This is a genomic window from Tahibacter caeni (genome assembly GCF_024609805.1).
GTDB classification, from domain to species: domain Bacteria; phylum Pseudomonadota; class Gammaproteobacteria; order Xanthomonadales; family Rhodanobacteraceae; genus Tahibacter; species Tahibacter caeni.
The window spans coordinates 1-10,956 of record NZ_JANFVR010000157.1 but is presented as its reverse complement, the minus strand read 5'-3'; the positions used below and the strand labels follow the sequence as shown (position 1 = coordinate 10,956).

General features: G+C 70.0%; 9 protein-coding genes. 5 read left to right on the top strand and 4 right to left on the bottom strand.

Going from position 1 to position 10,956, the window contains the following annotated elements; genetic code table 11:
- Positions 1 to 2,488, bottom strand: a 2,488-nt coding sequence (locus NON22_RS14030; RefSeq protein ID WP_257387565.1) for a PKD domain-containing protein, incomplete at its 3' end; no start/stop codon positions are given.
- Positions 2,489 to 3,360: 872 nt separating this feature from the next.
- Here NON22_RS14030 and NON22_RS14025 point away from each other — a divergent pair.
- The gene (locus tag NON22_RS14025; protein ID WP_257387564.1) at positions 3,361 to 4,083 is read left to right on the top strand and encodes a UDP-2,3-diacylglucosamine diphosphatase; all 723 of its coding nucleotides are present in this window, start codon (positions 3,361 to 3,363) and stop codon (positions 4,081 to 4,083) included.
- A gap of 97 nt (positions 4,084 to 4,180) precedes the next feature.
- On the opposite strand, the gene NON22_RS14020 is transcribed toward NON22_RS14025, so the two are convergent.
- Positions 4,181 to 5,083, bottom strand: coding sequence for a DMT family transporter (locus NON22_RS14020; protein ID WP_257387563.1), 903 nt, complete (start codon positions 5,081 to 5,083; stop codon positions 4,181 to 4,183).
- Between the two features lie 195 nt (positions 5,084 to 5,278).
- Complete coding sequence (locus NON22_RS14015; protein WP_257387562.1) at positions 5,279 to 5,836, bottom strand: GNAT family N-acetyltransferase; 558 nt, start codon at positions 5,834 to 5,836, stop codon at positions 5,279 to 5,281.
- 128 nt (positions 5,837 to 5,964) lie between these two features.
- On the opposite strand from NON22_RS14015, the gene NON22_RS14010 reads away from it, so the two are divergent.
- Positions 5,965 to 7,143, top strand: coding sequence for an esterase/lipase family protein (locus tag NON22_RS14010; protein WP_257387561.1), 1,179 nt, complete (start codon positions 5,965 to 5,967; stop codon positions 7,141 to 7,143).
- A gap of 42 nt (positions 7,144 to 7,185) precedes the next feature.
- Here the strand turns inward: NON22_RS14010 and NON22_RS14005 are convergent, their stop codons facing one another.
- Positions 7,186 to 7,620 (bottom strand): GNAT family N-acetyltransferase, encoded by a 435-nt coding sequence (locus NON22_RS14005; protein WP_257387560.1) that lies wholly within the window; start codon positions 7,618 to 7,620, stop codon positions 7,186 to 7,188.
- A 140-nt stretch (positions 7,621 to 7,760) separates the two neighbouring features.
- Here NON22_RS14005 and NON22_RS14000 point away from each other — a divergent pair, with 140 nt between their 5' ends.
- The 3 genes from NON22_RS14000 (at position 7,761) to NON22_RS13990 (ending at position 10,912) form a co-directional block, all read left to right on the top strand.
- A complete protein-coding gene (locus NON22_RS14000; RefSeq protein WP_257387559.1) occupies positions 7,761 to 8,750 on the top strand; it encodes a TraB/GumN family protein in 990 nt (329 codons plus the stop codon).
- Positions 8,751 to 8,844: 94 nt separating this feature from the next.
- Positions 8,845 to 9,516, top strand: a complete 672-nt coding sequence (locus NON22_RS13995; protein WP_257387558.1) for a response regulator transcription factor — start codon at positions 8,845 to 8,847, stop codon at positions 9,514 to 9,516.
- The gene (locus tag NON22_RS13990) at positions 9,509 to 10,912 is read left to right on the top strand and encodes a sensor histidine kinase (protein ID WP_257387557.1); all 1,404 of its coding nucleotides are present in this window, start codon (positions 9,509 to 9,511) and stop codon (positions 10,910 to 10,912) included. The genes NON22_RS13995 and NON22_RS13990 overlap by 8 nt, the downstream gene beginning before the upstream one ends.
- The last annotated feature ends 44 nt before the right edge of the window (positions 10,913 to 10,956 follow it).

The following is a 10,956-nucleotide window of genomic DNA, read 5'->3' as shown; positions in this document are numbered from 1 at the left end:
TGACGTAGTAGGTGCCGGCCTGGGCCGTCGCGATCGTGCAGGTCTCGTTGTTGCCCGACAGGTACGGACGGCAGTCGTAGCTGCTCGTGGTCGGCGCCGAACCGAACTTGACGTACATGTCCGCGTCGCCGGTGCCGCCGGACATCACGAACTTCAGGTTCGTCGCGCCGGCCGGAACGACGAGCGTGTAGGTCGTTTCGGAGCTCGCCGCGCCCGACAGGCCGGTCTTCGCGACGCCGTTCTGCAGCTCGTTGCCGCCCGACGGGGCCGTGACGGTGACCGAGGACGACTTCGTGTTCGTCGCACCGCCGTTGTCGGTCACGGTCAGGGTGACCGTGTAGGTGCCGGCCGCCGAATAGGTCTTGCTCGGATTGGCCGCGGTCGAGGTCGTGCCGTCGCCGAAGTTCCAGCTGCGCGAGGCGATCGTGCCGTCGCTGTCGGTCGAGGTGTCGGTGAACGTCGCCGTCAGGCCGCTGGTCGCGACGCTGAAGTTCGCCGTCGGCGGCACGTTGGCCGGGCCGCTCGAGACCGTCACCGAGCTGGTCTTCGTATTCGTCGCGCCGCCGTTGTCGGTCACGGTCAGGGTGACCGTATAGGTGCCCGCGGCCGAATACGTCTTGCTCGGGTTGGTCGCGGTCGACGTGGTGCCGTCGCCGAAGTTCCAGCTGCGCGAGGCGATCGTGCCGTCGCTGTCGCTCGAACTGTCCGTGAACGTCGCCGTCAGGCCGCTCGTGGCGACGCTGAAGTTCGCGACCGGCGCCTGGTTGCCGGTGGAGCCGGCGAAGCCGCCGATGCCGTAGACGTCCTTGGACTCGGCCGTGCCGCCGGATTCGTCGCGGTTGTCGGTGTAGATCGCCATGATCTCGCTGAGCGCGACGTCCATGCCGTTGTAGTCGCCCCACTCGTTGGCTTCGCTGATGTTGCGCGAGGTCACCGTGGTCAGGCGCGTCGCCGTGCCCCAGGTCACGCCGCCGTCGTTGGAGACGGCGTAGTAGACGTCGGTGCCGCTGCGATTGGACGAATGGCGTGTGTCGTAATACATGACGAACACGCGGCCGTTGCGGTCGACCGACAGCCACTGATTGAAACGGTCGACCGTGCTGACGTCGCTGCTCGAATGCGGCGAGGATACCTGCCACGTGGCGCCGCCGTCGCGCGAGCGTGCGACGCGGATGATCGCGTGGTTGGCCGTCGCGCTCGTGTTGTTCTCGGCCGTCGAGGTGTCGGTCCAGGACACGTAGATGCTGTTGTTGAAGCTGCCGCCCGAGCGGTCGGCGTCCACCGACACGTAGGTGAACGCGCGGCGCGTCTCCATCGCCGGAATCGGGAAGTCGAAATCGGCATTGGTCGTGCTGACCGTCGTCGCCGCACCGAAGCTCGCGCCGCCGTTCGTCGACTTGGCCACGCGGATGGCCTTGCCGATGCTGCCGCCGGAAACCGCCGGATAGACGAAATAGACGTTGCCGGCCGTGTCGGACGTGAGATCGCTGCCGATGCCGCGGTTCGCGCTGTCGATCGTCTGCGCGGCGCCGAAGGTCAGGCCGCCGTCGGTCGAACGCGCGACCTTCTGCACGTTGTTGTCGTGCCAGGAGACGTAGATGTTGCCCTTGTACGGCGACGTCGCATGCATGTCGACGTGCAGGTATTCCTTGTCCGAGGTGTTCTGGTTGGACAGGGTGGCGCTGCGCGTCCAGCTCGCGCCGTTGTCGGTCGAGCGGTAGAAGTAGACGTTCGTGCCGCTGCCGACGACGGTGGACAGCGCGGATGCATAGCCGACCGTGCCGTCGGGCGACCAGCCCACGGCCGGATCACAGCAGGTCCCGGACAGCGAGATCGCGCTACCCCAGGTCACGCCGCCGTCGGTCGAGCGCCACATCTTCTGCCCGCTGCCGGGACCGTTGGTGCCGGCGATCACGAGGTTGGTGTTGACCGGATTGATCGCGACGGCCGATTCGGACGCGCCGGCCGGCGTGGTGATGCGCTTCTCGCCGCCGAGGAAGTTCTGGAACACCGCGTCGCGCGCGGCGTCGTCTTCCGGCAGCGACTCGTGCACGCGGAAGCGGCCGGTCGCGTCGGAGGTGACCGCGCTGTAGGTCACGCCGTTGATGCGGTAGCCGCCGTACTTGGCCAGATAGCCGTTCAGCGCGCTGCGCGGGTACTGCACCGGCCCGAACTGCGGCAGGTCCTTGTTGGCCTTGCGCATCTCGACACGGTAGAAGACCGGGATCGCGACGATGGTTTCTTCTTCGCGCTTGGACAGCAGCGCGAGATCCTCGGCGGTCAGCGCGTAGTTGCGGTCGTCCCAGGGTCCCAACGATTGCAGCGCGGCATAGTCGACGCGCTTGTCCACGCCCTTGCCCGCGTCGATCGTGAATACGACGGCGCGGCCGGCGCGGGCCTCTTCCTCGGCATGCAGGCCGGCGCCGAGGCTGCAGCCGATCGCCGCGGCGAGCAGCAGCGGCAGACGGCCGATGTTCGACTTCGTCATTACATTTCTCCACTCGTATGTATCGATACGAATGCACCGGACTGCGGTCCGGCGCTCCCCCGTCGCGAGCGGACGCCGCGTAGCGGCGGAACGCAGGCTCTGCGCCCCGCACGACTGCCGACCGTGTTCCCCGCGACCCCGAAAACGGCAGCTGCGAGCCGGCGCGTTGCCGGCACTGCCGTCGCTGCGCGTCCCCTAACGCGCAACGGGCTAGGTTTACAGCAAGACCGAACATCAGTCCATAGACCTAGTCACCAACGAAAAAACATCAGCCTCCAGGCCAACTCCGCCGTCTGACGGGGCGCAAATTGTGCGGTCGCACCAATCCGGCTGGTGCCGGGCGCCGTCCCGGGCTGCGTCGACCGGCCAGGCGACGCACTCGCTTCTGCGATCAGCCGGCGTTCCGGCGGGCAGGCAGCCGCGCAGTGGTCGTGTGTGCAGCGCAACATGACGGATACGTCATCCTGTTCCGCTCCACCTGTTCGTACCGATCGCCGGCGCCGGCCTGCCGGGCGTGCTGGCGGAACCCGTCGTCGCCGGCGACATCACCGTCACGACCTGCAGGTCTGGACCACGCCTGGACAACGCGCCGAGCCCGGCGCTCGACACCGGCGACGAGGCAGCTGCGAAACAGGCGCCAATGCCGCGCTTCGACGCGACCGGCATTCCGCTGATCCTTCCGCTGAACGGCCAGAGCGGCGACATCGGCGCGTTCGGAGCGAACTCCGAGCCGGACGTGATCCTCCGCAACGACTTCCAGTTGAGCGACGCACCGCCGCCGGCCCGCGCGCCGGATCGGAAGGCTGACACCACGGCGCGACCGCGCTCGCCGCGAACTTCTCGCTGTCGCCGAGTTCGGCTATCGTCGCGCGATGGCTGCGACCCTGTTCATCTCCGACCTGCATCTCGACGACGAACGGCCGCAGATCACCGACCTGTTCCTGAGTTTCCTGCGCGGCGAGGCGCGCTCGGCGCCGGCGCTGTACATACTCGGCGACCTGTTCGAGAGCTGGATCGGCGACGACGATGACGCTCTGCTGGGCCAGCGCGTACAGGACGCGCTGGCCCAGCTCGCCGGCCACGGCGTCGCCGTGTTCTTCATGGCCGGCAACCGCGATTTCCTCGTCGGCCCGCGTTTCGCCGAACGCAGCGGACTGACCTTGCTGGCCGATCCGACGCGTGTCGACCTCGGCGGCGTGCCGACCCTGCTGATGCACGGCGACACCTTGTGTACCGACGACACGGACTATCAGAAATTCCGCACCGTCGTGCGCGACCCGGCCTGGCAGCAGAGTTTCCTGGCCCAGCCGCTGCCGGCGCGCCGCGCGTTCGCGGCGCAGGCGCGCGCGCAGAGCCGCGAACACACCGGCGCGACGCGCGCCGAGATCATGGACGTGACCGACGCTGCCGTGCGCTCGGCCCTGCAGAACCACGGCGCCGCGCGGCTGATCCACGGCCATACCCACCGCCCGGCACGCCATCGCGTAGAACTCGGCGACCGCGTCGCCGAACGCATCGTGCTCGGCGACTGGTACGAACAAGGCAGCGTGCTGCGCGTCGACGGCGAACGGATCGACCTCGCCGGGCTGGGCTGAGACGCAACATTCGCGGACACGGTCGATATCAGGAACCGACGCAGTCCAGACGGTCATACGCCGCCGGCCGTTCCTTCCATCGGCCGAAACCGCGTCGCTACGTCTTGCGCAACGACAGCACATACATGCCGGCCAGCACGAGCGCCGAGCCGGCGAGCTGCCAGAGCGTGACGGGTTCCTGCAGCAGCCAGGCGCCGAGGAACACCGTCGACACGGGACCGAGCATGCCGGCCTGCGCGGCGGCCGGCGCGCCGATGCGGGCGACCGCGAACATGGTCAGCAGCACCGGCGCGACGGTGCAGAACATCGCGTTGAACACCGACAGTGCCTGCACCGGCCACGGCTGCAGCAGCCGCGACCAGGGCCGCGTCGCCGCGAAATGCAGCAGCACGGCGATCGTGGACACGCTCATCGCGTAGGCGACGAGGCGCCAGGGACCGAGGCGCTTGACCAGCTCGCCCGAGCCGATCAGGTACAGCGCATACGACAGCGCGGCGCCGAACACGAGCAGCGCGCCGAGCACGACGCGGTCGCCGCCGAGGCTGAGATCGTGCGCGAACACGAACACGATGCCGGCATAGGCGAGCGCGAGCGCGGCCCATTCGCGCGGGCCTATGCGACGGCGCAGCACGAGCGCGCTGATCAGCAGCACGAACGACGGCGACAGGAACAGGATCAGCCGCTCCAGCGCCGCGCTGACGTATTGCAGGCCGGCGAAATCGAGATAGCTCGACAGGTAATAGCCGAGCAGGCCGAGCACGAGCACCGCGAGCCGGTCCCGTCGGCTCAGCGGCGCGGCGCTGCGCCACTGCCATGCGGCGATCGCGACGAAGAACGGCGCCGAATACAGCATGCGCAGCGCGAGCACGTCGAGCGCATCGACCGGATGGCGGTAGAGCAGCTTGGCGACGATGGCCTTGGCCGAGAACAGCACGGCGCCGGCCGCCGCGATCAGCAGGCCGCGGCGATAGGCCGAGCGCGACAGAGGGGCTTCGCTCATCGACGCGCACCCTTGCAGGACCGGCCATCGCATCCGTGCCGGCGTCCGCGCGCGCGCAGGCGCGCGGCCATCGCCGCGCGCCTGCCCACGATCCGCGCCGATGTCCACTCAAGCACTGTCGTCTCCTGCATCCGCATCGGCGCCGGCGCAGCGCCGTCGCGGCCGGTTGCCACTGCGGCGTTGCGTGCGGGAAACCTAGCGGACGAATTCACGCGCGAGCAGGCCGTACAGCGCGGTGTCGGCGATCTCGCCGTTGACGTGCCAGCGTTCGCGCAGATAGCCCTCGCGGCGGAAGCCGACGCGCTCGACGAGACGGCAGGAGGGCTGGTTGCGCGGGTCGATGTCGGCTTCGATGCGGTTGAGCTCCAGCGCGTCGAAGCCGTAGGCGAGCGCGGCGCGCAGCGCTTCCTGCGCATAGCCGCGGCCCCAGCACGACGGCAGCAGCTGATAGCCGACCTCGGCGCGCCGCTGCGAGCGATTGACGGCGAACAGGGTGACGATGCCGATCAGCTCGTCGGCGTCGATCAGGGTCAGGCCCCAGGGCCAGCTCTCCTCGCGCTCGGCGAAATGGCGGCGCTGCTCGAACCAGTCCCGCGCCTGCTGCGGATCGGTCCAGGCCGGGAAACTCCAGTAGCGCATCGCGCGCGGGTCCGAATGCAGGCGGTAGATCGCGTCCATGTCGCTGCGCGTGATCGTGCGCAGGCGCAGGCGCGGCGTCTGCAGCAGCGGCACGGCGCTCAGGCTGTCGCTCATGACGGAACTCCGGACCTCAAAAGTCCGATGATGCCGTGCGGGCCCGCCGTCCCGCCAGCGCCGCCCCGGTCGCTGCGACGGCGGCCTGCTACAGTCCGGCCCAGGCGACGACCTGCAGGGAGCTCGACATGGCGACGGTTCTGATTCCGGGCATCAAGGGCAGCGAACTCGCCGACAGCTATCCGCTGGACTGGCCGGTGCGCTGGAGCCTCGAGGACATGGTGTTCGGCGACGCGTTCGAGAACCCGCTCGACTTCGCGCTGGTCGACGGCCGCTACGAAGCCAACGACGGCCATCGCATGCTGCCGTCGCGGCCGATCCGCTACGCCTACGGCGAAATGGTCGGCAAGCTGCGCGCCTGGAAGCCGGCCGAAGCGCTGCACGTCTTCACCTACGACTGGCGCCGGCCGGTCGAGCACGCGGCGCATAAGCTCGCCGAATTCTGCGCCGAGCTGCAGGGACGCGAGGCGCGGCTCCGGCGTTCGACCTCGCTGAACTTCGTCACGCACAGCATGGGCAGCCTCGTGCTGCGCTCGATGCTCGCGCTGCGCAACCGCGCCGACCCGTTCGCCGGCATCGGCCGTGTCGTGTTCATCGCGCCGCCGTTCCGCGGCTCGTTCGCGGCGACGCAGATGCTCGTCGCCGGCGAGCGCGACGGCTGGTTCGGCACCGACGAGGACTACCGCAAGATCGCGCGCAGCTTTCCGTCGGTCTATCAGATGACGCCGCACTACGCCGACTGCTGCGTCGACGAGGACGGCCGCAGTGTCGATCTGTTCGACGCCGCGAACTGGCAGGCGAACGTGCGCGACGGCAACGGCGGCTTCGACGCGCGTTTCGTCGCCGACGCCGAGGCGTTCGTGCGCGGCGCCTCGGCCCGCGGCGGCAGCAGCCCGGCGCCGCTGCTCGACGACGCGGCGCTCGCGGCCAATGCCGAGAACGTGCTGATCCTGCAGGGCAGCGGCATCGCCACGCCGTACCAGCTGACCGTGCAGCGCGCGAATCCGAACAACCCGAACTGGTTCGACTTCGCCGGCGCGCGCAAGGACCTGCTCGGCGACGGCCGCGTGCACCTGCGCAGCTCGGCCGTCGCCGGCGTGACCCTGGCCGCGTTCGCCGGCGCGCTCGACCACGGCCGCGTCTGCCGCGACACGCGCGTGATCAATACCGTCTCGCTGTGGCTGGAAGGCAAGCGCGCGCTGAAGATGCAGCCGCGCGGCCCCGAGCATTCGGCCGAACGCCGCGGCCGCAGTTATTTCGCTGCCTGGGACGGCGACAGCGAAAGCCTCGCGACGCACGTGATCTGAGCGCAGGGCGCGGCCGTCGCGGTCTTGCCGTGCGAGCGGCTGCTAGAGTCCGCGCGCGTAGCGGCGGCCCGTCGATGCATAGCCTAGCCGCTCATAGAACGCGTGCGCGCCGGTGCGATGCGACGCCGTGGTCACGACGAGGCGGCCGGCGCCGTGGCGGCGCGTCCAGTCCTCGGCCGCGGCGACGAGCGCGCGGCCGATACCGCTGCCGCGCAGGCCGTCGGCGACGACGAGCAGGGTCAGCTGCACGGCCGGCGCGTCGCGGTTCAGCGCTACGTGCGCCTGGACCGTGGCCAGTCCGACGACGGGGCCGTCGCGGCAGGCGACGAACACCGCGGCCTGCGGATCGGCCAGCAGCCGCGCGAGGCGCGCCGCGGCCTGCGTCGTGTCGGTGGGATAGCCGAGCTGACCGAGCAGGCCGGCCAGCGCGGGTGCATCGGCCGCGACGGCCGCGCGTATCGAGGATGTTCCGCTCATGTTCCCGTCATCGGTCCGCAACGCGGCCATCATGACGCAGGCCGCCGCGCGCAGACGACAGCCGTTCATCTGCATTTGCCTAGTCTGCGCCGCCGGCCGCTTTCCCGGCCGTCGCTCCCCATTCCCTCGCAAGGCCAAGCATGCGCACGTTACTGTTGGGCTGTCTGCTGTCGTCCGCCGTCGCACACGCCGAGGCGCCTGCACCCGATGCGCCGGCGGCGCTGCTCGAAACCGTCGTCGTCAGCGGCGTGCAGCCCGGCCCGGGCCTCTGGAAAGTCAGCAAGGACGACCACGTGCTCTGGGTGCTGGGCACCTTGTCGCCGTTGCCCAAGCGCATGAGCTGGGAATCGCGCGAGGTCGACGGCGTGATAGCGCAGGCGCAGCGCGTGCTGCTGACGCCGCGCGTGGACGTCGACGTCGCCGGCGGCGCGCTGGCCGGCGTGTTCCTGCTGCCCAGCCTGTTGAAGGCGCGCAACAACCCCGACAAGCAGACCCTGTCCGACGTGCTGCCGGCCGATCTCTACGCGCGCTGGCAGCCGCTCAAGCGCAAGTACATCGGCCGCAGCGACAGCGTCGAGAAGCGCCGGCCGATCTTCGCGGCGCAGGAACTCTACGAAGAGGCGACGGACGCGGCCGGCCTGCGCATCGACGGCAAGGTCAGCGAGACCGTCGAGAAGCTCGCGAAGAAGCACGACGTCGCGCTGGATCGTCCGAGCATCAAGGTCCGTCTCGCCGAGCCGCGCGATGCGCTGCGCGAATTCGCGAAGTCCTCGCTCGACGACATCGACTGCCTGCGCAAGACCGTCGAGCGCCTGGAGACCGACCTTCCGGCCATGCAGCTGCGCGCGAACGCCTGGGCCGTCGGCGACATCGAGGCCTTGCGCGGCCTGCCCTTCGTCGACCAGAACCAAGCCTGCCGCGACGCGATGCTCCGCAACAGCATCGTGCAGGAGCGCGGCATGGGCGATCTGCGCGAACGCCTGGCCAGGACCTGGCTGGATGCGGCGGAAGCGACCCTGCGCGACAACGCCGTCTCGTTCGCCGTGCTGCCGATCAGCCTCGTGCTCAATCCCGACGGCTACGTAGCGACCCTGCAGGCGCGCGGCTACGCGGTCGAAGCGCCGCAGTAGGGCTGCACATCCCGCCGGTCGCCGACGCCGCGCCGCTTGACCGCCGACGCCGGCGCCGGAAAGTATTCGCCGGACGTCGATGGCGAACGGACGGATGCGCATACTGATCGTCGAGGATTCCGAAACCCTGTCCGAGGCCCTGGACCGCAGCCTTCGGCAGCAGGGCTATGCCTGCGACCTGGCTGCCGACGGCCTGACGGCGCTGCAATTCCTGCGCAGCTACCGCTACGACGCGATCGTTCTCGACCTGATGCTGCCGAAGCTCGACGGCTTCGGCGTATTGCGCGAGCTCAGTCGCGAGGCCGGCGCCGCGCCGGTGCTCGTGCTGTCCGCGCGCGAACAGGTCGGCGACCGCGTGGAGGCGCTCGATGCGGGCGCGGACGACTACCTCGTCAAGCCGTTCGAGCTCAGTGAGCTGCTCGCGCGCCTGCGCGCGCTCGTGCGCCGTCCGGCCCGGCGCGAGACGCCGGTGCTGCGCCACGGCGATCTCGACGTCGATCCGCGCTCGCGCACCGCGCGCTGCCGCGGCGACGAGCTGCCGCTCACGCCGAAGGAATACCGGCTGCTCGAACTGCTGCTGCGCCGGCAGGGCGCCACGTTGTCGCGCGAGCAGATCTTCGAGCATCTGTACGACAGCCGCAGCGACGCTTCGGACAAGGTCGTCGAAGTCATCGTGAGCACCTTGCGCACCAAGCTCGCACAGCACGGTCTCGACGACCTCATCGTGACGCGGCGCGGCTTCGGCTATCTGGTTCCGAATGACTGAGCCGTCCGCGAGCGCGAATACGGTCCGGCCGGCCTGGTCGCTGCACCGCCGCCTGGCGCTCGGCCTCGCGCTCAGCATCGGCGGCACGTTCGCGCTGCTGTTTCCGCTGCTCGACCGCTGGATAGACCGGGAAATCTACGCGCGCATGGACCTGACCCTGCTGCAGCGCGCGACCGCGGTCGGCCGCGTGCTGCAGGAAAGCGATCCGCGGCGGCTCGAACGCCTGATGCCGGAATACGAGCCCGAAGGCCATACGGAATTCTTCACCCTGTTCGACGAGGCCAGCGGCCAGCCCGTGCTGCGTTCGCCGAGCAGCGGCGGCGCGGCGCTGCCGCCGGGGCCGGCCAAGCAGGGCACGCCGCGCTACTTCGACGTCGTGCTGCCCGACGGGCATGCGGGCCGCGCGCTGGCGACGCACGTGCCGATGCCCGGAGCGAAGTCCAGGCTGCTCGTCGTAGCCACCGAACGCGAAGGCTGGGACCGCACCGAGCGCCATGTCCATCTGGCGCTGCTCGCCGGGATCGCCCTGGCCACGCTGATCGCGACCTGCCTCGCACTGCTGCTCGTGCAGCGCGTGATCGTCGCGCTGCGCCGCGCCGGCGCGAAGGCCGCGTCGCTGCAGGCGGACACGCCGACGCAGCGCATCGACGGCGATTTTCCGCGCGAGCTGCAGCCGTTCGCCGATGCGTTCAACCTGGGTTTGCACCACCTGTATGCGGCCATCGAACGCGAGCGGCGCTTTTCGCGCGACGTCGCGCACGAGCTGCGCACGCCGCTCGCGGAAATCCGCACGAGCGCCGAGAGTGCGCTGGCCGACGACGACGGCGCGCAGGCAAGGCGCAGCCTCGCCGCCGCGGTCGCCGCGTGCTCGCGCATGCAGCGCAGCGTGGACACGCTGCTGCTGCTGGCGCGGCTGGAATCGGGCCAGCACACGCCGGCGCCGGATCCGCTGGACCTCGCCGCACTGCTGCGCGAGCTGCTCGCCGCGGTGCACGGCCTGCAGACGCAGCGCGGCCTGCAGGTGTGCATGGAGCTGCCGCCGTCGGCCTGGATCCGCAGCGATCTCGGCATCGTCGAGCGCATCCTGTCCAACCTGCTCCGCAACGCGCTCGAGTATTCGCCGCCGGGCGAGCAAATCCGTTGCCGCCTCGACCGCGACGAGAGCGGCTGGCTGCTGAGCATCGTCAACGCGGCGCCCGAGCTCGACGCGGCCGATCTGGATCATTTCGGTCATCGTTTCTGGCGCAAGCATTCCGAAGGCGGCACCGCGCATCACGCCGGCCTCGGTCTCGCGCTCGCGTTCGCGCTGGCCCGCGCGGTGCAGCTGCCGCTGCGCTTCCGTCTCGACGCCGGCCGGCTGACCGCGCAGCTCGGCCCCTGGCCGGCGCTCGCGTAGCGCGCGGCAACGCGGCACGAAGGCGCCGGCCGCTGCGGCTCGCG